Genomic DNA, 22,171 nt, shown 5'->3' with positions numbered 1-22,171 from the left:
GGCGACAACTCTAGGCATCCAGGCGGCCTCTCAGGTGCGCCGGTCGAAGTTGATGGAGCCGTCGGGTCGGTACCGGTGCCGGTAGCCGGGGTCGTGGACGCGCTGGTGGTGCCAGTGGCACAGCGGCACGGCGTCCGCCAGGTCTGTCCTCCCGCCGAGGTGCCAGGGTCTTCGGTGGTGCAGCTCGCACCAGGCGTAGGGGCGCTGGCACCCCTCGGCCGCGCAGGTGTCGTGCTCGAGTCCCTTGGCGACTCGCTGGGCCTGGGAGAACAGCCGGCTCTCCCGGCCGAGATCGAGGGCGACCGACCCGGTGCCGAGGACGGCCGGGATGATCCCGGCCGAGCAGGCCAGCCGCCGCGCCTCTCCAGCGGAGAGCGCCTGGCCGGTGTCGAGGTGGGCCGCTCGCAACGCGTCCTGCAGCACCCCGTGGCCGATCGTGACCACCACGGTGGCGGCGGTCTTGTCGTGGAGGTGGTCGGTGGGCAGGTGCTCCAGCAGCTCGGCGAACGCCAGGCCACGGCGCAGGTCCCAGTCGTAGGGCCGCGGAGCAGTCCGGTCCTGCGTGGCCTGGCTCCTGGCAGGCATCCGGCGGGGTGCGGTCATCGCGTCGATGATCTTGCGCAGGTGCGCGACCGCGGTGGTGGGCACGGTGAAGTGCCCGCTGGTGGTGCCGTCCCCGTTGTCGTGGAAGCTGAGCCGGGACCTCGAGCGCGCGATCTCCTCCTCGCTCCGCAGCTGCCGGTCCTCGTGGGCGTCCACGACGGCTTGGTCGGGCTCGATCGCCTCGATGGCGCGGCGGGCCTCCCGGCGCAGCTGCTCGGGGGTGAACCGGGCGGCCTTCTCCACGAGCGCGGCCTCGACCGTGCGGCGCTGGGCGTCGCTGACCCCGTCGGGGAGCTGCCGGTCGGCGTGCAGGATCACCGCGGCGTGATCGGGGGAGACCAGTCCGGCGTCGAGCGCGTCCGCGGTGGTGTCGTGGTCCCCAGAGCTCAGCTCACGAGCGAGACCGACCTCCTTCGCGGCGCTGGCCCGCGAGGTGGTGGTCGTCGTCGCCACCCAGGCGGCGGTCCCGGTGAAGCCGGCGTCGGCAGCGCTCCCCGCCCTGTCGGCGGCGGCGACCAGCCTGAGCTTCACCGCGTCGATGCGCCGGCCGATCCGCTCGAGTCGGCGCACGGCCGCGGCGTACTCCCCGGACGCCAGCGACACAGGAGCCCCCGCCATCTCGTCCAGCGCTGCCTCGATCACAGCCAGACCCCCGAGCGCGGGGTGCCCCGCGTCGGGGTGAAGGTCGAGGAGTGCCGTGGTCATGGGTCCATTTTCGCTCGCACACATGTTCGATAACAATGGGTGATCGGCAATCTGTGGAGAACTTCTTCCCGTCCCAGCTCGGGCTCGTGTGTGCTCGTCCGTGTCGTCCGTACTCCCCTTCGGGGGGGCGACCGCTGTCGCGCAATTGCTGGGAAATGACACTCGATCTCGCGAGAACACTGCACTTTGCCAGCAATTGCGCGGCCGGTGCCGGCCCGCAGACCCCACCCCTTGCCAATCCGCTCCGCGGGCCCGCAACTCCGCACTTGCGCCAGCAACAGCGACACAGGGCCGCATCTGCGGCTACTCTGCCCGGATGGCGACGTACCGGATCAGGCAGGCGGCCGACCTGCTCGGGGTCAGTGACGACACCGTGCGGCGGTGGGCCGACTCCGGGCGACTGCGTACGACGACGGAGGGGTCGCGGCAGGTGGTGGACGGGGCCGAGCTGGCGACGCTGGCCCAGGAGCTCGCGGAGAGCGGGGAGCGACCCGGCCCGGGGCCGGTCGTCTCGGCCTCGGCGCGCAACCGGTTCGTCGGGCTGGTGACCAGGGTGGTGCGGGACGGCGTGATGGCCCAGGTGGAGATCCAGGCGGGGCCGCACCGGGTGGTCTCTCTGCTCAGCCGGGAGGCGGCCGACGAGCTGCAGCTTGAGCCGGGTGTGCTGGCGATCGCCACCGTGAAGTCCACCAACGTCGGCATCGAACTGCCGGAGCAACGGTGAGCCCCCGATGAGGCCCGCCCTGCTGGCGCTCGCTGCGTGCCTGGCGTCCACCTCGCTCGCCGGCTGCGGGTCCGGGTCGGAGGGGAGCGAGGTCACCGTCAGGGTCTTCGCGGCGGCCTCGCTGAGCGAGCCGTTCACCGAGCTGGCCGAGCAGTTCGAGGAGGACCACCCCGGCACCGAGGTCGAGTTCAGCTTCGGGCCGAGCTCCGGGCTGGCCCGCCAGGTCACCAACGGCGCGCCCGCGGACGTGTTCGCCTCCGCCAGCCCGGCCGAGATGGACACGTTGGTGCGTTCCGGCGAGGCCGAGGACCCGGAGGACTTCGCCACCAACACGATGGAGGTCGCGGTCGCGCCTGCGAACCCGGGCAAGGTCACCCGGCTCGCCGACCTCGCCCGTCCGGGCGTGAAGGTCGCGCTCTGTCAGGCGCAGGTCCCCTGCGGCAAGGTGGCGGCCGAGGTCTTCGCCAAGGCCGGGTTGAAGGTGCGAGCGGTCACCGAGGAGGTGGACGTGAAGTCGGTGCTCACCAAGGTCTCCCTCGGCGAGGTCGACGCCGGGGTCGTCTACGTCAGCGACGTGCTCACCGCCCGCGACAAGGTCGAGGGCGTGGAGATCCCGGCGGCGGTGAACGCCGCCACCACCTACCCGATCGCGGTGCTCAGCCGCTCCCGGCACGCGAGCCGGGCAGCGGAGTTCGTCGACCTGGTGCGCTCCGCCCGCGGCGCGGAGGCACTCCGCGTCGCCGGATTCCAGGGCCCGCTCTGAGCGCGTCCCTGGGCGCCGCCCTGGGCCCGGCCCCGAGGACCGGCGCCCGGCGTCCTCCGTGGCCACTGGCCGTGCCCGCCCTGGCCGGCGCGCTGCTGCTCGTCGTACCCCTGCTCGGGTTGCTGCTGCGCGCTCCGTGGAGCGGTCTCGGCAGGATCCTGGTCACGCCCGAGGTGGTCGACGCCCTGTGGCTCTCGCTGCTCTCGGCGACGCTCGCGACCGCGATCTCGCTGGTGCTGGGCGTGCCGCTGGCCTGGGTCCTGGCCCGGTCCACGGTGCCGGGCGTCCGCCTGCTCCGGGCGCTGGTCACCCTGCCGCTGGTGCTGCCGCCGGTCGTGGGCGGGGTCGCCCTGCTGCTCGTCCTGGGCCGAAACGGGATCGTGGGCCAGCACCTCGACCAGTGGTTCGGCATCACGATCCCGTTCACCACCGCCGCTGTGGTGATCGCCGAGACCTTCGTGGCGATGCCGTTCCTCGTGGTCGCGGTCGAGGGGGCGCTGCGGACGGCGGACCAGGGGTACGACGAGGCCGCGGCCACCCTCGGAGCCGGGCGGCTCACCGTGTTCTGGCGGGTCACCCTGCCGCTGATCCGGCCGGCGCTGGTCGCGGGTGCGGTGCTCTGCTGGGCCCGTGCGCTGGGGGAGTTCGGGGCCACGGTCACCTTCGCCGGGAACCTGCCCGGGGTGACCCAGACGATGCCGCTCAAGGTCTACCTGGCGATGGAGACCGACCCGGACGCGGCCCTCGCGCTGTCCCTGGTCCTGCTGGCGGTCTCCGTGGCGGTGCTGTTCGCGCTGCGGGGCCGCTGGTTCGGCGCGGGCGGTGCCGGGTGAGCGAGCCCACGGCCCAGGGGCTGCACTTCGACGGTGCCGTACGCCGGGGCTCCTTCGAGCTCGCGGTGGACTTCTCCGTGGGACCGGGGGAGGTGCTCGCCGTCCTGGGGCCCAACGGCGCCGGCAAGTCGACCCTGCTCCGGGCCATCGCCGGGCTCGAGGAGCTCAGCAGCGGGTCGGTCACGGTGGCCGGCTCGGCCTGGCAGCGGCCCGGGCGGTTCCTGCCGGTCGAGCAGCGAGCCACGGGGATGGTCTTCCAGGACCACCGGCTCTTCCCCCACCTCGACGTGCGCGACAACGTGGCGTTCGCGGCCAGGTCGCGCGGGGTCGCCCGCGCCGCCGCCAGGGAGCAGGCCACCGACTGGCTCGACCGGCTCGAGCTCGGCGCCCTGGCCTCGCGCCGGCCGCACCAGCTCTCGGGTGGCCAGGCCCAGCGGGTCGCGCTGGCCCGCGCCCTGGCCCGGGACCCCGAGGTGCTGCTGCTCGACGAGCCGATGTCCGCCCTGGACGCGGGGGCCCGGATCGAGGTGCGGGCGTTCCTGCGGGCGCACCTGGCCGAGTTCGCCGGCCCGGTGGTGCTGGTCACCCACGACCCCCTCGAGGCGATGGTGCTGGCCGACCGGCTGCTCGTCGTCGAGGGCGGCGGCGTCCTCCAGCAGGGGCCCCCGGCCGAGGTGGCCCGCCGCCCGGCCTCGTCGTACGTCGCCCGGCTGGTCGGCCTGAACCTGTGGACGGGCGTCCTCGACCCGGACGACGGCACCGTGCGGCTCGACGAGGGTGGCCGCTTCGCCGTCTCGACCGACGCCCCGGGGGGACGTGTGCTGGTCTCGCTGCGCCCGAGCGCGGTCACGGTGCACACCCAGCGGCCCGAGCACACCAGCACCCGCAACGTCTGGCAGGGGACCGTCTCGGACCTCGAGCTGCTCGCGGACCGGGTCCGGGTGCGGGTCCTCGGCGAACCCTCGGTGCTCGTCGACGTGACCGCCGCGGCCGTCGCCGAGCTCGGGCTCGACGTGGGCACCGAGCTGTGGCTCTCGGCGAAGGCGACCGAGGCGGAGGCCTATCGGGAGACGGCCCCGCAGAGTGGCCCGAAGACTGGCCCGGGCGCTGGGAGCCTGCTGTAATCGCGCTGTGAGAGAGCGCTCACGCCCAGAACGGGCGTCACCGGCCACTGTCGTGACAAGATGCCTCGTTAGTCGGTCTCAAGCGAGCGGGAACGATCTCTGCTAACCAAGGGGATGCCCACATGACCACGCCTTTCCTGCCCGAGTTGACGACCACGTTCAGCTCGTTGGCCGAGGTCATCTACTCGGGTCAGTCCTACGAGTCCATCTACGAGACGCTCTGCCACAGCGCCGTCGAGCTCATCGACGGCTGTGACCACGCCTCGATCATGCTCCGCCGCCACGGGCGCCACGTCACCGGGGCCGCGTCGGACGAGGTGGCCCGTGCCATCGACGAGCTGGAGAAGGCGCTCGACCAGGGACCCTGCATCGACGTCCTCGACGAGGACATGCCCGACCAGCATCTGTGCCCGGACCTGACGCTGAGCAGCCCCTGGCCCGAGCTGGCGGCCCGGATCCTTGCTGGGACCGAGGTCAAGGGCATGGGTGGGTTCCGGATCCGTCAGGACGGCCAGAAGGTGGGCGCGCTGAACATCTTCAGCGACAACGTGGACGCCCTGAACCAGCGCTCGCTCGACCAGGCGGTCATGCTCACGGCGTTCGCGTCGGTGGCGTTCGCCGCCCTCGACCGGGGCGAGGAGGCCAGCACCCTGCGCCGCGGGCTGCAGAGCAACCGCGAGATCGGCAAGGCGATCGGCCTGATGATGGCCACGCACAACATCGACGACGACCAGGCCTTCGAGATGCTCTCCAAGGTGTCCCAGGAGATGAACATCAAGCTCGCCCAGGTCGCCAACCAGGTCATCGCCCACCACCGCAAGTGATTAGCCGGCCTGCGGAGCGGGTACATGAAGGGCCGGTGGGTCCAGCTTCGGGCCCGCCGCGACTGTGCGGCGTACGCATCGGTGCCTCTCACTGACACTTCTCGGGGCCTTGCGTCCGTCGCACGCCCGTTCACCCCGATCAGACGAGGAGTGCCGAGACATGGCTACTGAAGACAAGGCCGCACACAAGGCCGAGGACATCAAGGGCAAGGTCAAGGAGACCGCGGGCAAGGCGACCGGCGACGACTCCATGGAGACCGAGGGCAAGGCCGACCAGAGCAAGTCCTCGCTCAAGCAGGCCGGCGAGAACGTCAAGGACGCCTTCAAGGGCTGAGCCCCCAGCAACGCCACGGGGCCGAGACAGGCCCGTGGCGACTTGGCAGCCCCCGCTGAGCATGGTCGGATCGACCGCATGTGTCCCTTTGCATCGCGTAGATCCGTGAAAGCCATGGCCGGCGGGGGCTTCCTGCTGCTGGTGCTCAGTGCCTGCAGCCTCCCCGGCACCGGCCCGGACCCCGAGGAGACGATGGGGGACCTGGCCACGGCGCTCTCGGCGGGCGACGTCGCCAAGATCGACTTCACCGGGGACGACGCGGCCGCCGCCAAGGCGTACAAGACCGTGACCGCGGGGCTCGGCCGTCCCGAGGTCTCCGCGGGCGAGGTCACCGAAGGCACGGGGGACGGCGACGACAGCGACACAGCCACCGGCACGCTGAAGTGGCGCTGGAAGGTCGGGGCGAAGACCTGGTCCTACGACACCGAGGTCGCGCTCGCCCGTGCCGAGACCGACGACGGCAAGGCCTGGCTGGTGCGCTGGAGTCCCAGGATCGTGGAGCCGTCGCTCGAGGCCAACGAGGTGCTGGACCAGACGTCGGTCAAGCCCCAGCGTGGCAACATCCTCGGCGCCGGCGACAAGCCCGTGGTGGCCCCACGGCCCGTGCTCCGGGTGGGGATCGACAAGACCCGGATCTCCCCGGCCCAGGCCGAGCGCTCGGCCGAGACCCTGGCGGGGCTCGTCGGCATCGCCGCTCCGCCGTACCTCAAGCAGGTCGCGGCCGCCGGGCCCAAGGCCTTCGTCCAGGCGATCGTCTACCGCCGGGAGCAGGCGCCCCGCGGGATGCTGCTGGGGCTCGAGGACATCCCCGGCGCCCGGGCGATCTCCGACCGGCTGCCGCTCGCCCCCACCAAGGACTTCGCCTCCGCCCTGCTCGGCAGCGTCGGCAGCGCCACCGCGGAGCTGGTCGAGGACAGCGACGGGCGGATCAAGGCCGGCGACGAGGTCGGCATCTCCGGCCTGCAGCTGCGCTACGACGAGCAGCTGTTCGGTACCCGCGGCACCACCGTCGCGGCCGTGGCCCCCCAGGGCGTACGACGCACCCTGTTCACCGCCCCGCCGGTGGCCGGGCAGCCGCTGCGGACCACCCTCGACCTCTCCGCTCAGCGGGCCGCGCAGGACGCGCTCGCCGGCGTCGGCCCGGCCAGCGCCCTGGTCGCGATCCGGCCCTCCACCGGGGAGCTCGTCGCCGTGGCGAGCGGACCCGGCTCCAAGGGCTACAACACCGCCACCGTCGGCCAGTACGCACCCGGCTCGACGTTCAAGATCGTCACCGCGCTCGCCCTGCTCCGCTCGGGCCTTACGCCGACCTCGCAGGTCGACTGTCCCGCCACCACGGTCGTGGACGGCAAGACCTTCAAGAACTACGACGACTACCCCTCCTCGGCCCTGGGCCGGATCACCCTGGCGGAGGCGTTCGCCAACTCCTGCAACACCGCCTTCATCGGCCAGCGCGACCAGGTCGGCGACGACGAGCTCGCGCAGGCGGCCACCGCCCTGGGCCTGGGCGTGGACCAGGACACCGGCTTCCCGTCGTTCTTCGGCAAGGTCGGCCGGGCTGGGAGCGAGACCCAGGCGGCGGCCAGCCTGATCGGTCAGGGCTCCGTGCTGGCCTCGCCGATGGCGATGGCCGCCGTGACCGCCTCGGTGGTCAAGGGTTCAGCCGTCGTACCGACCCTGCTGCCCGAGCACGAGGCGGACGAGAAGGAGCCCGCCCAGCCACTCACCGCGGCGGAGGCCGACCAGCTGCAGTCGCTGATGGCCGGGGTGGTCGAGCGCGGGAGCGGCGCCCTCCTCAAGGGCCTCCCCGGAGGCCGGGTGATCGCCAAGACCGGGACGGCCGAGTTCGGCGAGAAGCCGCCGCTGCCGACCCACGCGTGGATGGTCGCCGGCCGCGACGACCTGGCCGTCGCGGTCTTCGTCGAGCGAGGTGAGTCCGGATCGGGTTCCGCCGGCCCCATCCTGCGCCAGTTCCTCGCTAGGGTGCGCTGATGCAGCCTCGCAACCACTGGGTCCGACGCAGTGAACAGCTCGACCCCGTGGCCGACAGCCACGAGATCAGCCTGCACGTCTCGGCCTACGACTTCCCGTGGGACAACCTGCAGGCGCTCTCGTTCGCGCTCTTCCGCACCTACGCGGTCCCCTCGATCGGGCGTCTCCTCGACCAGACCCAGGAGTTCACCGGCCAGGTCCAGAAGAGGTACGACGACACCGGGCTGCTGCTCGAGGAGGTGCAGCGGCACGGCCTCGACAGCACCCGCGGGCGCTCCGCCGTACGCCGGATCAACCAGATGCACGCGATGTACGACATCAGCAACGACGACTTCCGCTACGTGCTCGCCACGTTCGTCGTGGTGCCCAAGCGCTGGATCGACGACTTCGGGTTCCGGCCGCTGAGCCCCAACGAGGTCGCCGCCGTGACCAACTACTACATCGAGCTCGGCCGGCACATGGCGATCAAGGACATGCCCGCCGACTTCGCCGGCTTCGAGAGGCTCCTCGACGACTACGAGCGCGAGCACTTCGCCTTCGACCCGGGCGGCCGCCGGGTGGCCGACTCCACGCTGGACCTGATGACCACGTTCGCGCCCAACAAGTACGCCCCCAAGTGGGTGGTGAAGCGGTTCGCCTACTCGCTGATGGACGAGCCGCTGCTGCGCGCGTTCCGCTACCCGGTCCCGGGGCGGATCGAGCGGGGTTTCTTCCGCGGCGCGATGGCGGTGCGGGCGCGGCTGCTGCGGCTGTTCCCGGCCCGCTCGAAGCCGAAGTGGGTCAGCGAGTACGGCTACTTCCGCACCTACCCCGCGGGCTACGACATCGCCCACCTCGGGACGTTCCCCGCCTCGGATCACTAGTCTCGGCGCATGGCCAGCCTCCAGCACGCCGTCGTGACCCGGGTGGTGCCGCTGCTGCGGCGCAACCTCTCGCCCGACGACCTGCCGGCGATGCGTACGGCGATGACCGAGCACAACCGCACGATCGTGCAGGGCCCGCCGCGCGACGTACGTCGCACCCACCAGCTCTCGATCAGCAACGTCCACGGCTTCCCGGTGCACACGATCTGGAGGGCCGGGGCCGAGCTGCCCGGCCGCACCGTGCTCCATCTGCACGGAGGGGCCTACGTGCGCCCCTCCAGCCCCCAGCACTGGCGGTTCCTCGCCCGGTTGTCCGACGCCCTCGGCGCGAGAGGCGTGCTGCCCGCCTACCCGCTCGCGCCGGAGTTCACCGTCGAGGACTCCTTCGACGCGATGGTGGCGCTGTTCGACGACCTCGCGGCGACCTCGCCGCAGGGCGTCACGTTGGTGGGGGACTCCGCCGGGGGCGGCTACGCACTCGCGTTGGCTCAGGCGCTGCGCGACCGCGGCGGTCCCCAGCCCGACCGGTTGGTGCTGATCGCTCCCTGGGTCGACCTGACCGGCACCACCCCCGGGACCCGGGAGGCCGCCGACCGCGATCCGTGGCTGTCCTATCCGCACCTGTCGGTCTACGCCTCCTTCTGGGCGGGCGGCACCGAGCCCGGCCGGCTCGCCGACCCGCGGGTCAGCCCCGGGCTCGGCGACCTCGCCGGGCTGCCCCCGGCGCTGATGCTGTGCGGCACCCGCGACCTGCTGCAGCCCGGCTGCGACGCGCTGTTCGAGCGCGCGCAGGAGGTGGACTGGGAGCTGGAGTACGTCGTGGCGCCCGACCTGATCCACGTCTACCCGCTGCTGCCGATCCCGGAGGCCCGCGAGGCCCTGGAGTCGGTGATCGAGTTCTGCAGGCACGGCTGAGGGGCTGAGCGCAAGCACTTGCGGAGTGTCGATCCCGGCACCCGTTATCTGGTCCAGACCATGGATTGTCCGTTTCTGTATGGAATGCGGGCCAGGGTGATACTTCGCAGCAATGGACGCCACCGACGTGGCCGTGATCGGCTCGGGAGTTTCCGGGCTCACCTGCGCGCGGGCGTTGGAGGAGTCCGGTCTGTCCGTGCGCGTCCTGGAGCGCTCGGCCCGGGTCGGGGGGCGCGTCGGCACCGACATCGTCGACGGTTTCCGCTGCGACCGCGGCCTGCAGTGGCTCAACGTCACCCACCCGGACCTGCGCAACAGCGTCGACGTCGCGGCCCTCAACCCCCGCCCGATCGAGCGGGGCATGGTGCTCGCCCACCCCGATGGATACCGGGTGCTGCAGGGCTCGCAGACCGCTCTGATCGCCGCGATCAGGTCCGGGCTCGGGGCACCGCAGGACATCGCGCGGCTGCTGCGGTGGAGCGACCCGATGCGTCGGGGCACCGACCGGCTGCTCGCCGGGGCCGACATGACGCTGGAGGAGTCGCTGGACCGGCACCGGATCTCGGGCCGGCTCCGCGAGGAGGTGCTGCGGCCGTTCTTCCGCCTCGTCCTGGCCGACGAGGACCTGCGCACCTCCTACCAGTTCACGATGCTGAGCATGCAGGAGCTGTCCACCGGGACCCCCGCCCTGCCCGCGCTGGGGATGCAGGCGCTGCCCAACCAGCTCGCGCTCGCCCTCGAGCAGCCGGTGGACCACGGGGTGGACGTCCTCGGCGTGAAGCGCAACGCCGGCAGCGGGGTGCGCGTGTTCACCGACGGCGGCGAGGTGCAGGCCCGTGCCGTCGTGGTGGCGACGGATCCGGTCAGCGCCTCCTCGATGCTCGGTCTCGGCGCCCCGATGATGCGGGGCACCTCCACCTGGTGGTTCTCCACGGAGGTCCCGCCCACCACGATGAAGATCCCGTTCGTGAACCCGATCGGTCCCTCCGCGGGCCCGGTCTCGCACGCGGTCGTGGTCTCCAACATCGCCTCGCGCTACGCCCCCTCGGGCAGGCACCTCGTGGCAGCCAGCTCGGTCGCCATGCCCGGGAGCGACGCCGGCACCGAGACCGAGGCGGCGGTGCGAGCCCAGCTGGGCCAGATCTTCCACACGAACGCAGGGTCCTGGGGCCTGGTTGCCCGGCACGTCAGGTCGGCGGCGGTGCCGGCGGTGCGCCCGCCGCTCATCCTGCGCCGCGAGGTCGACCTCGGTGACGGAGTGTTCGTGTGCGGGGACCACCGGGAGCTCCCCGGGATCCCGGGTGCGATGCGCTCGGGCCGCCGCGCGGCGGCGGCCGTCCTCGAGGAGCTGGGCCAGACGGCCAAGCCCTGAGCCGGGGCCGGGGTCCGGGTCTGGGTCGGGCCGGTCCTAGAGCCTGGCAGCGGCGGCGAGCTCGAGCGCGCGCTCGGCGGCGGGCCGGGCCAGGTCGCGGTCCTCGGGAACCAGGCCGACCCGGGTACGCCGGTCGAGGAGGTCCTCGACGGTCCTGGCCCCCTCGTGGGTGACCGCGAAGACCAGCTCGGCGAGCGTGACGGCCAGGCCCGGTGCGACCGGGGCGAGCAGCTCGTCGGCGTCCAGCCCCGTGACGGCGACGGCTTCGGCGAGCACGGCATGCGCCTCCGTGCCGAACCGCCGCACCAGCCGGGCCGGGGCGTCCAGCGCCGCGAGCCGGTCGCGGGAGGCGGCCCCGACAAGCGGAAGCGTCCGGGTCCGGCAGGGGCCGGCCGTGAGGTGCGAGGTCTCCACGGCCCGGTCGACGGCGTCCTGCGCCATCCGGCGGTAGGTGGTCAGCTTCCCGCCGACCACGGTGACCACTCCGCTGCTGGAGACGAGCACCGCGTGCCGGCGCGACAGGTCGGCGGTGGTGGTGCCCGTGTCGAGCAGGGGCCGCAGGCCGGCGTACGTCCCGACGACCTGGTCGCGGCGTACGTCGCTCTGCAGGACGCGGTTGATCACGGAGAGCAGGAACGCGACGTCCTCCTCGGGGGCGACCGGGACGTCGGGGACCTCGCCGTCGACCTCCTCGTCGGTCAGGCCGACGTAGAAGGTCTGGTCGGGCTGGGGCAGGGCGAACACGAACCTGTTGCTCGCTCCCGGCACCGGTGCCATCACCGCGCACCGGACCCCGGGGAGGGTCTCCTTGCGCAGCACGAGGTGGGTGCCGCGGCTGGGGCGCAGCCGGATCTCCGGGACCAGCTGGCCGGCCCAGACCCCGGTCGCGTTGATGACCGCGCGGGCGTTGAGCCAGCGCGACGCCCCGGTGGTGGAATCGGTGAGCATGGCCCCCTCGCCGAGGGCCTCGCTGACCCGGACCCCGGTGTGCACGTGGGCGCCCTGGGTGGCGGCGGTGCGGGCCACCGCCAGCACGAGGCGGACGTCGTCCTCGAGCTGGCCGTCCCAGCTCAGGATCGCCCCACGCAGGCCTTCCCGGCGTACGACGGGAGCCAGCGTCAGCGTCTCGGTGACGCCGATGCGCCGTGGGCAGGGCAGCGTCTCGCGGCGGGTGCGGGCGGCCAGGCGCAGCAGGTCCCCCGCCCGGATGCCGCTGCGGGCCAGCCCGGCCTGGACGCGGCCGACCTCGGGGGTGAGCGGCATCAGCATCGGCAGGGCGTGCACGAGGTGGGGAGCGGTGGTCTGCATCAGGATGCCGCGCTCGACCGCGCTCTCCCGGGCCACGTCGAGCTGCCCCCGGGCGAGGTAGCGCAGGCCGCCGTGCACCAGCTTGGAGCTCCACCGGCTGGTGCCGAACCCGACGTCGTGGGCGTCGACCGCGACCACGTCGAGCCCACGGGAGGCCGCGTCCAGGGCGACCCCGGCGCCGGTGATCCCGAGCCCGATCACCAGCACGTCGGTGCTCTCCGGGATCCCGTCCAGCCCGACCTGGATCCTTCCCGGCGACGGGGTCGGGGTCGTGGTCGTGGTCGGTCGAGCGTCCCCCGTCGGTCGAGCCTGTCGAGACCCACTCACGGCGCGAGGTACCGCTCCACGAGGCGCGCCAGCTCGTCGTCGAGGCCGGTGAGGTCGGCGTCCCGCGAGGGTGCGACACCGTCGGCCATGGTGTGGGCGGAGAGCACGAACCCGTGGCAGGCCAGGAGCAGCGAGCGGGCCATGGTTTCCGCGTCCCCGGCCCGGACCGAGCCCGCAGCCTGGCCCTCGCGGATGACCTCGGCGACCGCGGTCGCGATCTGGTCCTGGGTGCGGCCACGGCGGTCGAGCAGGTAGGGCAGCAGCAGCTCGGGGTCGACGTCGATGATCCGGCGCAGCAGCGGGTTGGTCCGGAGCCGGCGCACGGTGGCCACCACGGCGTCGGCGATGGATCCCGGCGTGCGCCCTTCCGCCTGCTCTTCGGGCGGGGCGAGGCCGGGTTCCGCCCCCACGACGGCGCCCAGCTCGCGGGTCATCAGGTCGGCGAGCAGGGTCTGGGTGTCGGGCCAGCGTCGGTAGAGGGTCATCCGGCTGACCCCGGCCCGGCGGGCGATGTCGGTCAGCGTGGTCCGGCTCCAGCCGACGGCGAGGATCGCCTCGCGGGCAGCGTCGAGGTAAGCCTCGTCTGACTGATTGTGACGAATGGACGTCATGTGTCACAATGTAACACATGACCACCACACCCCCGGAGATGCACTGGTCGCGCTGGGGCGACCCGGCCCAGGCCGGTCCCCTCTCGGCGAGCGCCTTCGAGCTTGTCGACGCGTTCGTCGGGACCAGCGAGGCCCCCTCGGTGGACCCCGGCTCGGTCCGCCTCTCCGCGGCGCTGGGCGACCAGCTGGTCGAGGACCTGGTCGCGATCGTGGGCGCCGAGCACGTCCTGACCGACCACGACACGCGGCTGCACCACACCCGCGGGAAGTCGACCACCGACCTGCTCCGGCTGCGCGCCGGTGACGGCTCGGACTCCCCGGACGCGGTCGTGCGGCCCGGCAGCCACGACGAGGTGGCGGCCGTGATCGCCTGGGCCGAGGAACGCTACGTCGCGCTGGTGCCCTTCGGCGGCGGGACCTCGGTGGTCGGCGGGCTGGTCGCGGAGCGCGACGGCTTCGCCGGGGTGGTCTCCCTCGACCTGGGCCGCCTCGACCGGCTGCTCGCGGTCGACACCGAGTCGATGACCGCCACCCTGGAGCCGGGCCTGCGCGGCCCGCAGGCCGAGGCGCTCCTCGCCGAGCACGGCCTGACCCTGGGGCACTTCCCGCAGAGCTTCGAGTACGCCTCGATCGGCGGGTTCGCCGCCACCCGCTCCTCGGGGCAGTCCTCGGCCGGCTACGGCCGCTTCGACTCCGTCGTCCTCGGGCTCCGGGTCGCCACGCCGCGGGGCGAGCTCGTGCTGGGCAGCTCGCCTGCGAACGCCGCGGGGCCCGACCTGCGCGAGGTCGTCCTCGGGTCCGAGGGGGCGTTCGGGGTGGTCACCGCGGTGACCGTGCGCGTACGCCGGGTGCCGGCCGTCAAGGTCTACGAGACCTGGCGCTGGGACTCCTTCGTCGCCGGCGCGAACGCGATGCGCACGCTCGCCCAGACCTTCACCGCGCCCGGCCTGCTCCCCACGGTGCTGCGGCTCTCCGACGAGGCCGAGACCTCGGTCAACCTCGCCAAGCCGGCCGAGGTCGGGTCGTCGTCCTCGGGTGGCTGCCTGATGGTCACCGGCTACGAGGGCACCGAGGCCGACGTCGCCGCGAGGCGGGCCGCCGTGAGCGCGGTGCTCTCCGGCCTTGGCGGCACCTCCCTGGGCGAGGACGAGGGATGGGCGGAGGGCCGGTTCCACGGTCCCTACCTGCGCGACTCGCTGCTCGACGTCGGCGTGCTCGTGGAGACCCTGGAGACGGTGACGTTCTGGTCCCGGCTGCACCAGGTGTACGCCGCCGTCTCGGCCGCCCTGACCGGGTCGCTCGGACCCGGCACGCTGGTGCTGTGCCACGTCTCGCACGTCTACGAGACCGGCGCCTCCCTCTACTTCACCGTCGCCACCCGGCAGGCCGTGGACCCGATCGCGCAGTGGGCCGCGGCGAAGGCGGCCGCCAGCGACGCGATGATCGACAACGGCGCCTCGATCACCCACCACCACGCCGTCGGCCAGGACCACAAGCCGTGGCTGGCCCGCGAGATCGGCCCGGTCGGCGTACGCATGCTGCGCGCGCTCAAGGCCGAGCTCGATCCTGCGGGTGTGCTCAACCCCGGTGTGCTGATCCCCTGAACGCCCAGGCGACGAGCTCGGCGTCGTCCTCGGCGGTGACCATGCGACCGCCTTCCTCGTGCAGCCGCGCGGCATCGCCCGGCTCGAGCTGGCGCTCGCCGAGCAGGATCCGCCCGCGGGCCACGAAAAGGTGCAGCCGCGGGGCCCAGGGCAGGGCGAGGCGCTCACCGGTGGCGAGGCCGGCGGCGTACAGGGACGTGCCGCGCGACGAGATCGGCACGCCGTCGCCGACGTCGCCGTCGGCCACGCAGGTCCAACCGCCGTCGACGTCGACCTCCTCGCAGAGGTAGCTCGGCTGCAGGCCCGGCTCGTCGGGACGCACCCACGCCTGCAGGAACCGGGTCTCCTCGGGACCGTCCGCGACCTCGGAGTGCACCACCCCGCTGCCGGCGGAGAGGCGCTGCACCTGACCGGGGCCGATCACCCCGGAGCCGACCGTCGAGGTGTGCCGCAGCGCCCCGCTGATCACCCAGGTGACGATCTCGAGGTCGGAGTGCGGGTGGTCGGGATACCCCGTGCCGGACGGCAGCAGCTCGTCGTTGTGCGCGACCAGTGCCTCGAACCCCACGTTCGCGGGGTCGTAGTGCGCCCCGAACGAGAACGAGTGCCACGTCGTACGCCCGTCCGCGACGGTGCGCGCCCTCCCGCCTGCCGGCCGGTACTCGATCACCGTGCCATTCTCCCGCACGGATGGTCCCGGTCGTTTCGCCGGTCAAGTCCGGCCTCGGGCCTGCCGAACGATCGGGACTATCCGGCTCGGCGGATCACTTGTTTACTCCCACCCATGGCAGTGAACCTTCCGAGTGACTTCGTGTTCGGGACCAGCACCGCGTCGTACCAGATCGAGGGGGCGTGGGACGAGGACGGGAAGGGGCTGAGCATCTGGGACACCTTCGCCGCCGAGCCGGGGCGGATCCACGACGGCAGTGACGCGAAGGTGGCCTGCGACCACTACCACCGCTACGCCGAGGACGTCGCCCTGATGCGGGAGCTCGGCACCGACGCCTACCGGTTCTCGATCTCCTGGCCGCGGGTGCAGCCGCAGGGCCGGGGCGCGGTGAACGCCGCCGGGCTCGACTTCTACGACCGGCTCGTCGACGAGCTGGTCGCGGCCGGGATCGAGCCGATGGCGACGCTCTACCACTGGGACCTGCCGCAGGCGCTGCAGACTCCGTCATCACGAGGGGAGGGCGGCTGGGAGGTGCGGGAGACCGCCGAGCGGTTCGCGGAGTACGCCGCCGTGTGCGCGGACCGTCTCGGCGACCGGGTCGGCAAGTGGGTGCCGGTCAACGAGCCCAACGTGGTGACCCTGCTCGGGTACGGCAACGGTGAGCACGCGCCCGGCAAGGCCCTCGGCTTCGGCGCGCTGCCGGTGGCCCACCACGTCAACCTCGCGCACGGGCTCGGCGTCGCGGCGCTGCGCGCCAACGGCGCCCGCCAGGTCGGTACGGCGAACAACCACACCACCGTGAGCCCAGCCACCACCTCGCCCCGGGACGTGGAGGCGGCCGACCTCTACGACTCCCTCTACAACCGGATCTTCGCGGGGCCGATGCTGCTGGGCGCCTACCCGGACGGCTTCGCCGAGCTGATGCCGGTGCGCCCCGGCGACCTGGAGACGATCGCCGCACCGCTCGACTTCTACGGGCTCAACTACTACAACCCCTCGCTGATCTCCGCGGCGGAGGAGGGCGCGGAGATCCCGTTCGTGCAGGAGGAGATCCACGGCTACCCGCTCACCGACTTCGGCTGGCCGGTCGTGCCGGAGGGCCTGCGCGCCGTCATCGCCCAGCTGCGCGAGCGCTACCCCGACCTCCCGCCGATCCACGTCACCGAGAACGGGTGCTCCTACGGCATGGGCCCCGACGAGGACGGCGTGGTCGACGACCAGCCGCGCATCGACTACCTGGCCGGGCACCTCGGTGCCGTCGCGGACGCGATCACCGAGGGGGCCGACGTCCGCGGCTACTACTGCTGGTCGCTGCTGGACAACTTCGAGTGGGCCGAGGGCTACCGGCAGCGCTTCGGCCTGGTGCACGTCGACTACGACACCCTGGTGCGTACGCCGAAGCGCTCCTTCCACTGGTACGCCGACCTGATCCGCTCCACCCGGGAGGGCGGCCAGTGAGCGACCCGGTGAGCGACCCGGTGAGCAGCGCCGTCGGCGGACCTCCGCAGGGGGTCGACCTCGCCGCGCTGGGGGACCCGGTCCGCCCGGTCAGCAAGGTCTGGGTGCTGTGGCTGGCGCTGATCAGCATCGGGGTGTGGTCGGGGTTCTTCGGCCCGATCCAGGTGCTGCTCGCCCAGCAGGCCGAGGTGCTCAACCCCGAGCACAAGGAGGCCACGCTCTCGCTGGTCACCGGCGTCGGCGCCGCGGTCTCCACGATCCTCAACCCGCTCTGGGGGGCGTTCTCCGACCGGACCGTGCTCCGGATCGGGCGCCGGATCCCGTGGGTGCTCGGCGGCCTGGCCGGCGGTGTGGTCGCGATGGTGGTGCTCTCCGCGGCGGGCTCGGTGCTGGTGATGGTGCTCGGCTGGGCGCTGGCCCAGGCGTCGCTGAACGCGATGCTGGCCGCAATCACCGCGACCGTCCCCGACCAGGTGCCCAGCCGCACCCGCGGGGCCGTCGGCGGGTGGCTCGCGATCGCCCAGACCCTCGGCGTGGTGGGCGGCTCCGGGATCGCGGCCGCGACCGGCAGCATCGCCGCGGGCTACCTCGCGACGGCGGGCGTGCTCGTCGTGCTCGCGCTGCCGTACTGCCTCGACAGCCGCGACATCGCGCTGGACCCGGCGGCACGTGAGCCGTTCGTGCTCGGCACGTTCCTGCGCTCGTTCTGGATCTCCCCGCGTCAGCACCCCGACTTCGCCTGGGCCTGGATCACCCGGTTCCTGATGAACCTGGGCAACGCGCTGGTGATCCTCTACATGCTCTACTACCTCAAGGACGCCATCGGGCTCAGCACCGACGAGGCCGAGGACAAGGTCTTCGTGCTCACCGCGGCGTACGGCGCCTGCACCCTGCTCACCGCCGTCGCGGGCGGGATCTGGTCGGACCGCCTCGGGCGGCGCAAGGTCTTCGTGATCGCTGCCGGCCTGGTCGCTGCCTGCGCGCTGCTGCTGCTCGCGTTCGCGACGACGTGGACCGCCGCCCTGGTGGGCGCGCTCATCCTGGGCATCGGGTTCGGCATCTACACCGCGGTCGACTTCGCGATGATCACCGAGGTGCTGCCCTCGGCCGGCGACCGGGCCAAGGACCTCGGCGTCATCAACATCGCCAACGCGCTGCCCCAGGTGCTCGCGCCGGTCGTCGCCGCCGCGGTCCTGGGCCTCGGCCTGGGGTACTCCTCCCTCTACGTCCTCGCCGCGGCGGTCAGCGTCCTCGGCTCGGTGCTCGTGGTGAACATCAGGTCGCTGCGCTGACCCGCCGCGTGCCGCCGGCCCGGGGCCCCGCCACCCGGTCAGAGCGTGCCAATCGGACGACCTGCCCAAAAAAGCCCTGACAGGGTCGACGTGGTTGGACCGATGAGCAAGGCTTGACCTACCCGAGACGTGGCTGCTGGGATCGGCCGCGAGTGCGGAGCGCATCTCGTGAGGGAATTCCTTGATGAACGCTGGGCCCAGGTCTTCACACTGGCGTGGGGCCACGCGCTGCTCGTCGCCGTCGCGGTGCTGCTGGCGACCGTCATCGGGATCGCGGTGGCCGTCGGCGTCACCAAGGTGCCGAAGCTGGACCCCGTCGCCAACGCGATCAGCTCGATCGGCCTGACGATCCCGTCCTTCGCGCTGGTCGGGCTGCTGCTGCCGATCCTCGGCCTCGGCTTCTGGCCCTCGCTGTTCGCGGTCACCTTCTACGCGATCTTCCCGGTGCTGCGGAACTCCGTCGTGGGGCTCCAGGGCGTCAGCCGCGACCTCCTCGAGTCGGCGCGCGGCATGGGGATGAGCGAGACGAGGTCGCTGTTCGCCGTACGCCTGCCGCTGGCGTGGCCCGTCATCCTCGCCGGGGTCCGCGTGTCCACGCAGATGTCCATGGGGGTGGCCGCCATCGCGGCGTACATCCTCGGTCCGGGCTTCGGCTCCTGGATCTTCATCGGGCTCCAGCAGGCCGGCGGCAAGAACGGCGTCAACTACGCCCTCAGCGCGACGGTCGGCGTGGTGATCATCGCGCTGGTCTTCGACCTCCTGCTCCTGCTGCTCGGCCGAGCGACCACCTCGAAGGGAATCCGGGTCTGACATGACTGCCACCGACACGCGCACCGAGGGCTCCACCCCCGAGATCAGCGGCGCCGAGATCCGGCTCGACGGCGTCACCAAGAAGTACGCCGGCCAACCCGTCCCGGCGGTCGACGGGCTCAGCCTGGTCATCCCCGCGGGCGAGATCGTGATGTTCGTCGGCCCCTCGGGCTGCGGCAAGACGACCTCGCTGAAGATGATCAACCGGCTGATCGAACCCACCTCGGGCACGATCGAGATCGGCGGCGAAGACATCCGGCACAGCAGCGTCGACGACCTGCGCCGCCACATCGGCTACGTCATCCAGGGCGGCAGCCTGTTCCCGCACATGACCGTGGCCAAGAACATCGCGATCGTCCCGGGGATGCTCGGCTGGGACGGCGCCCGGATCACCGAGCGGGTCGACGAGATGCTCGACCTCGTCGGCCTGGACCCGGCGAAGTACCGCGACCGCTACCCCCGTGAGCTCTCCGGTGGCCAGCAGCAGCGGGTCGGCGTGGCCCGTGGGCTCGCCGCGGACCCGCCGGTGCTGTTGATGGACGAGCCATTCGGGGCCGTCGACCCGATCACCCGCCAGCGGCTGCAGGACGAGCTGCTCTCGATCCAGCGCGAGGTCCGCAAGACCATCGTGTGCGTCACCCACGACATCGACGAGGCGATCAAGCTCGGCGACCGGATCCTGATCCTCCAGGAGGGGGCGCGGGTCGCGCAGTACGACACCCCCGACGTCATCCTGGCCTCGCCTGCGAACGAGTTCGTCGAGGACTTCGTCGGCGCCGGGTCCTCGCTCAAGCTGCTCAGCCTCGCCCGGATCTCCGACGTCGAGCTGCACAACCCCACCACGGCGACGATCGGCGAGAGCACCGTGGAGGTCCGGCGCCGGGCCCAGGCCGCCGGCGACCGGGCCGTGGTGGTGCTGGACCGCAACGGGCGCCCGATCGCGTGGCCGTGGGTACGCCGCCTCGTGGGCGAGACGATCCACGCCGGCCAGACCGAGCTGATCGAGCTCGACCACCGGGCGACCCTCAACGACGCGATGGACACGATGCTCACCAGCAGCCACGGGGGAGCCGTGGTCACCGGCGACCGGGGCCGCTACCTCGGCGTCGTCGACTTCGCCGCGGTGACCGGGTACATCCACGCCCAGCAGGAGAAGAGCGAAGCGGCCACACACGACGACGGGGCGCAGTCGTGACCTCGTCCGCCCCCGAGCGCGCCACCGAGACCGCCGCCGACCCCGGCGCCGGAGGCACCGGGGCTACGCAGGTCCCGGCCGGGGGGAAGAAGCGCGGGCGGCTGCGCGGCGGCCTCGACGCCGAGACGCTGATCGTGCTGTTCGCGATCCCGGCCATCGTGGTGGGTGGCTTCGCCGCCTACGCGATCTGGCACGCGACCGCCACGATGGACTCGGTCGTGGAGAGCTCGCTGGCCTGGCCGACGATCTGGCGCCAGATCTGGGAGCACGTGCGGCTCACGTTCGTCTCGGCGTTCTTCGTGATCGTGATCGCCGTACCGCTCGGGGTGCTGCTGACCCGGGGCAGGGCAAGGCGCCTGGCCCCGCTGATCGTCGGGTTCGCCAACGCCGGTCAGGCGGCGCCCTCGGTGGGCCTGATCGTGCTGTTCGCGATGTGGATCGACTTCGGCTTCCGCACCGCGGTCATCGTGCTCACGATCTACGCGGTGCTGCCGGTGCTGCGCAACACGATCGTCGGGCTCCAGGGCGTGGAGCCGACCCTGGTCGAGGCCGGGCGGGGCATGGGCATGTCGGCCACGGCCGTGCTGTTCCGGGTCGAGCTCCCGCTGGCCCTGCCGGTGATCATGTCCGGCATCCGCACCGCGCTCGTGCTGCTCGTCGGCACCGCCACGCTGGCCACGTTCATCAACGGCGGTGGCCTCGGCGGCACCCTGCAGGCCGGCATCTCGCTGCTGCGCTACCCGGTGATCGTCTGGGGCGCCGTCCTGGTGGCGCTGCTCGCGCTGCTGATCGAGTGGGTCGGGCGCGTCCTGGAGCTCGTCGTCCGGCCGAAGGGGGTCTGAGCGATGCGCCGCTCCCGCGGGATCCTCGCCATGCTGCTCGCCGTGACCATGTGCGCCCTGCTTGCGGCGTGCAGCCTGCCCACGGCCGGCGGGTTCGTCCCGACCGGGAAGCTCGCTGGTCCCCTCAAGGACGTGAAGCGGCTCGACGGAGCCTCGATCTCGGTCGGCTCGAAGAACTTCACCGAGAACGTCCTGCTCGGCAAGATGGCGATCATCTTGATGCAGTCGGCCGGCGCCAACGTCACCGACCTGACCAACATCCCCGGCAGCGCGGCCGCCCGGCAGGCGATGATCGACGGCTTGGTCCAGACGATGTGGGAGTACACCGGCACCGGCTGGATCACCTACCTCGGCCACGACAAGCCCATCCCCGACGAGAAGGGGCAGTACGAAGCCGTCCGCGACGAGGACCTGAAGGCCAACAAGCTCGTCTGGCTCCAGCCGGCGCCGATGAACAACACCTACGGCTTCGCGGTCACCAAGAAGGTGGCCGACAAGTACAAGATCACCAAGCTCTCCGAGATGAGGAAGGTGCCGGTCAAGGACCGCACCTTCTGCGTGGAGTCCGAGCTGATCAACCGACCCGACGGCCTCAAGGGCATGCTCGAGAAGTACGGCGTCCCGCTGAACAGCCCGCGCGGCGTGCCGGAGGACAACCTGAAGACCTTCCAGACCGGGGCGATCTACGACGCCACTGCCAAGGGGGCCTGCAACTTCGGCGAGGTGTTCACCACCGACGGGCGGATCCTGGCCCTGAACCTGAAGGTGCTCGAGGACGACCGGAACTTCTTCCCGAAGTACAACGTGTCGCTGGTGCTGACCGAGAACGTCTACCGCAAGTACCCGCAGCTGCAGGAGCTCGTCGCGCCGGTCAGCGAGAAGCTGACGAACGAGGTGCTGCTGGAGCTGAACGCCAAGGTCGACGTCGACGGCGAGGTTCCGGCCGAGGTCGCGTTCGACTGGCTGAAGAAGGAAGGCTTCGTCACCGACGAGTAGCCTTCC

Annotated in this window: 21 protein-coding genes; 17 read left to right on the top strand and 4 right to left on the bottom strand. The window is 72.1% G+C overall.

The window, feature by feature from the left end; all coding sequences use genetic code 11:
- Positions 1-30: 30 nt before the first annotated feature.
- Positions 31-1,308, bottom strand: coding sequence for an HNH endonuclease signature motif containing protein (locus AC4BGC_RS17360; RefSeq protein ID WP_490556908.1), 1,278 nt, complete (start codon positions 1,306-1,308; stop codon positions 31-33).
- Between the two features lie 316 nt (positions 1,309-1,624).
- Here AC4BGC_RS17360 and AC4BGC_RS17355 point away from each other — a divergent pair, with 316 nt between their 5' ends.
- The 10 genes from AC4BGC_RS17355 to AC4BGC_RS17310 all read left to right on the top strand — a co-directional run bounded on the left by AC4BGC_RS17355 (position 1,625) and on the right by AC4BGC_RS17310 (position 11,052).
- Positions 1,625-2,032, top strand: a complete 408-nt coding sequence (locus AC4BGC_RS17355) for a TOBE domain-containing protein (RefSeq protein ID WP_490547178.1) — start codon at positions 1,625-1,627, stop codon at positions 2,030-2,032.
- 7 nt (positions 2,033-2,039) lie between these two features.
- Positions 2,040-2,795 carry a molybdate ABC transporter substrate-binding protein gene (gene modA / locus AC4BGC_RS17350; protein ID WP_490556907.1) on the top strand — a complete coding sequence of 252 codons (756 nt, stop codon included), beginning with the start codon at positions 2,040-2,042 and terminating at the stop codon, positions 2,793-2,795.
- Positions 2,796-2,866: 71 nt separating this feature from the next.
- Positions 2,867-3,628 carry an ABC transporter permease gene (locus AC4BGC_RS17345; RefSeq protein ID WP_490556906.1) on the top strand — a complete coding sequence of 254 codons (762 nt, stop codon included), beginning with the start codon at positions 2,867-2,869 and terminating at the stop codon, positions 3,626-3,628.
- Positions 3,625-4,752: an ABC transporter ATP-binding protein gene (locus AC4BGC_RS17340; protein WP_490556905.1), complete on the top strand. Its 1,128-nt coding sequence runs from the start codon at positions 3,625-3,627 to the stop codon at positions 4,750-4,752. Before AC4BGC_RS17345 ends, AC4BGC_RS17340 begins: the two co-directional genes overlap by 4 nt.
- A 122-nt stretch (positions 4,753-4,874) precedes the next feature.
- Complete coding sequence (locus tag AC4BGC_RS17335) at positions 4,875-5,576, top strand: ANTAR domain-containing response regulator (RefSeq protein WP_490547183.1); 702 nt, start codon at positions 4,875-4,877, stop codon at positions 5,574-5,576.
- A 160-nt stretch (positions 5,577-5,736) separates the two neighbouring features.
- A complete protein-coding gene (locus AC4BGC_RS17330) occupies positions 5,737-5,910 on the top strand; it encodes a CsbD family protein (RefSeq protein ID WP_490547185.1) in 174 nt (57 codons plus the stop codon).
- A gap of 114 nt (positions 5,911-6,024) precedes the next feature.
- The gene (locus AC4BGC_RS17325) at positions 6,025-7,902 is read left to right on the top strand and encodes a penicillin-binding transpeptidase domain-containing protein (RefSeq protein ID WP_490557202.1); all 1,878 of its coding nucleotides are present in this window, start codon (positions 6,025-6,027) and stop codon (positions 7,900-7,902) included.
- Positions 7,902-8,765, top strand: coding sequence for an oxygenase MpaB family protein (locus AC4BGC_RS17320; RefSeq protein ID WP_490556904.1), 864 nt, complete (start codon positions 7,902-7,904; stop codon positions 8,763-8,765). Before AC4BGC_RS17325 ends, AC4BGC_RS17320 begins: the two co-directional genes overlap by 1 nt.
- Before the next feature lie 9 nt (positions 8,766-8,774).
- A complete protein-coding gene (locus tag AC4BGC_RS17315; protein WP_490556903.1) occupies positions 8,775-9,680 on the top strand; it encodes an alpha/beta hydrolase fold domain-containing protein in 906 nt (301 codons plus the stop codon).
- 112 nt (positions 9,681-9,792) lie between these two features.
- Positions 9,793-11,052 carry an NAD(P)/FAD-dependent oxidoreductase gene (locus AC4BGC_RS17310; RefSeq protein WP_490556902.1) on the top strand — a complete coding sequence of 420 codons (1,260 nt, stop codon included), beginning with the start codon at positions 9,793-9,795 and terminating at the stop codon, positions 11,050-11,052.
- 36 nt (positions 11,053-11,088) lie between these two features.
- Here the strand turns inward: AC4BGC_RS17310 and AC4BGC_RS17305 are convergent, their stop codons facing one another.
- Positions 11,089-12,687, bottom strand: a complete 1,599-nt coding sequence (locus tag AC4BGC_RS17305; RefSeq protein WP_490556900.1) for a glycerol-3-phosphate dehydrogenase/oxidase — start codon at positions 12,685-12,687, stop codon at positions 11,089-11,091.
- Positions 12,684-13,298 carry a TetR/AcrR family transcriptional regulator gene (locus AC4BGC_RS17300; protein WP_490556899.1) on the bottom strand — a complete coding sequence of 205 codons (615 nt, stop codon included), beginning with the start codon at positions 13,296-13,298 and terminating at the stop codon, positions 12,684-12,686. The genes AC4BGC_RS17305 and AC4BGC_RS17300 overlap by 4 nt, the downstream gene beginning before the upstream one ends.
- Before the next feature lie 17 nt (positions 13,299-13,315).
- Here AC4BGC_RS17300 and AC4BGC_RS17295 point away from each other — a divergent pair, with 17 nt between their 5' ends.
- A complete protein-coding gene (locus tag AC4BGC_RS17295; RefSeq protein WP_490556897.1) occupies positions 13,316-14,902 on the top strand; it encodes an FAD-binding oxidoreductase in 1,587 nt (528 codons plus the stop codon).
- On the opposite strand, the gene AC4BGC_RS17290 is transcribed toward AC4BGC_RS17295, so the two are convergent.
- Complete coding sequence (locus tag AC4BGC_RS17290) at positions 14,877-15,572, bottom strand: pirin family protein (RefSeq protein ID WP_490556896.1); 696 nt, start codon at positions 15,570-15,572, stop codon at positions 14,877-14,879. The genes AC4BGC_RS17295 and AC4BGC_RS17290 overlap by 26 nt on opposite strands.
- 114 nt (positions 15,573-15,686) lie before the next feature.
- On the opposite strand from AC4BGC_RS17290, the gene AC4BGC_RS17285 reads away from it, so the two are divergent.
- From AC4BGC_RS17285 to AC4BGC_RS17260, 6 genes are all read left to right on the top strand, one after another.
- A complete protein-coding gene (locus AC4BGC_RS17285; protein WP_490556895.1) occupies positions 15,687-17,030 on the top strand; it encodes a GH1 family beta-glucosidase in 1,344 nt (447 codons plus the stop codon).
- Complete coding sequence (locus tag AC4BGC_RS17280; protein ID WP_490556893.1) at positions 17,027-18,322, top strand: MFS transporter; 1,296 nt, start codon at positions 17,027-17,029, stop codon at positions 18,320-18,322. Before AC4BGC_RS17285 ends, AC4BGC_RS17280 begins: the two co-directional genes overlap by 4 nt.
- A 168-nt stretch (positions 18,323-18,490) precedes the next feature.
- The gene (locus AC4BGC_RS17275; RefSeq protein ID WP_490547196.1) at positions 18,491-19,132 is read left to right on the top strand and encodes an ABC transporter permease; all 642 of its coding nucleotides are present in this window, start codon (positions 18,491-18,493) and stop codon (positions 19,130-19,132) included.
- Position 19,133: 1 nt separating this feature from the next.
- On the top strand, positions 19,134-20,327 hold the full coding sequence (locus AC4BGC_RS17270; RefSeq protein ID WP_490547197.1) for an ABC transporter ATP-binding protein: 1,194 nt from the start codon (positions 19,134-19,136) through the stop codon (positions 20,325-20,327).
- The gene (locus tag AC4BGC_RS17265) at positions 20,324-21,169 is read left to right on the top strand and encodes an ABC transporter permease (RefSeq protein WP_490547198.1); all 846 of its coding nucleotides are present in this window, start codon (positions 20,324-20,326) and stop codon (positions 21,167-21,169) included. The genes AC4BGC_RS17270 and AC4BGC_RS17265 overlap by 4 nt, the downstream gene beginning before the upstream one ends.
- A 3-nt stretch (positions 21,170-21,172) precedes the next feature.
- Positions 21,173-22,165, top strand: a complete 993-nt coding sequence (locus AC4BGC_RS17260; protein WP_490556891.1) for a glycine betaine ABC transporter substrate-binding protein — start codon at positions 21,173-21,175, stop codon at positions 22,163-22,165.
- The last annotated feature ends 6 nt before the right edge of the window (positions 22,166-22,171 follow it).

This window comes from Nocardioides sp. Z38_18 (genome assembly GCF_058215695.1).
This window is presented reverse-complemented; position numbering and strand designations above follow the sequence as displayed.

Bases quoted from the DNA above. Each gene is read 5' to 3' on its own strand.
- AC4BGC_RS17360 (WP_490556908.1), bottom strand. From the start codon at position 1,308: ATGACCACGGCACTCCTCGACCTTCACCCCGACGCGGGGCACCCCGCG.
- AC4BGC_RS17355 (WP_490547178.1), top strand. From the start codon at position 1,625: ATGGCGACGTACCGGATCAGGCAGGCGGCCGACCTGCTCGGGGTCAGT.
- modA (WP_490556907.1), top strand. From the start codon at position 2,040: ATGAGGCCCGCCCTGCTGGCGCTCGCTGCGTGCCTGGCGTCCACCTCG.
- AC4BGC_RS17335 (WP_490547183.1), top strand. From the start codon at position 4,875: ATGACCACGCCTTTCCTGCCCGAGTTGACGACCACGTTCAGCTCGTTG.
- AC4BGC_RS17330 (WP_490547185.1), top strand. From the start codon at position 5,737: ATGGCTACTGAAGACAAGGCCGCACACAAGGCCGAGGACATCAAGGGC.
- AC4BGC_RS17325 (WP_490557202.1), top strand. From the start codon at position 6,025: ATGGCCGGCGGGGGCTTCCTGCTGCTGGTGCTCAGTGCCTGCAGCCTC.
- AC4BGC_RS17320 (WP_490556904.1), top strand. From the start codon at position 7,902: ATGCAGCCTCGCAACCACTGGGTCCGACGCAGTGAACAGCTCGACCCC.
- AC4BGC_RS17315 (WP_490556903.1), top strand. From the start codon at position 8,775: ATGGCCAGCCTCCAGCACGCCGTCGTGACCCGGGTGGTGCCGCTGCTG.
- AC4BGC_RS17310 (WP_490556902.1), top strand. From the start codon at position 9,793: ATGGACGCCACCGACGTGGCCGTGATCGGCTCGGGAGTTTCCGGGCTC.
- AC4BGC_RS17300 (WP_490556899.1), bottom strand. From the start codon at position 13,298: ATGACGTCCATTCGTCACAATCAGTCAGACGAGGCTTACCTCGACGCT.
- AC4BGC_RS17295 (WP_490556897.1), top strand. From the start codon at position 13,316: ATGACCACCACACCCCCGGAGATGCACTGGTCGCGCTGGGGCGACCCG.
- AC4BGC_RS17285 (WP_490556895.1), top strand. From the start codon at position 15,687: ATGGCAGTGAACCTTCCGAGTGACTTCGTGTTCGGGACCAGCACCGCG.
- AC4BGC_RS17270 (WP_490547197.1), top strand. From the start codon at position 19,134: ATGACTGCCACCGACACGCGCACCGAGGGCTCCACCCCCGAGATCAGC.
- AC4BGC_RS17260 (WP_490556891.1), top strand. From the start codon at position 21,173: ATGCGCCGCTCCCGCGGGATCCTCGCCATGCTGCTCGCCGTGACCATG.